The organism is Clostridioides sp. ZZV15-6388 (genome assembly GCF_020657755.1).
GTDB lineage: Bacteria > Bacillota > Clostridia > Peptostreptococcales > Peptostreptococcaceae > Clostridioides.
In genome coordinates, this window is record NZ_JAGWCU010000161.1 from 1 (window position 1) to 217 (window position 217).

Annotated in this window: 1 pseudogene; it reads right to left on the reverse strand. The window is 26.3% G+C overall.

What is annotated here, in order from left to right:
• A pseudogene (locus tag KGF48_RS20185) lies at nt 1–217 on the reverse strand (hypothetical protein); the annotation flags it as partial.

The window sequence follows — 217 nt, forward strand, 5'->3', positions numbered from 1 at the left end:
TCTTATCAATAGTTTTTAGTTTCTCTATTTCAGTTTCTGCTAATATAGAAATATAATATCTATTACCTGGTGTTCTCGATATAGTACAATTCTTTATTTCTCCATCAAACATTCTATGTTGTTTTATCCTAACCATCGATTTTAGTTTAGGTAATTTTATATATCCATTTTCAATCCTTACAGTACCTTTTTGGTTGTTAGTAGTATAACTATGATA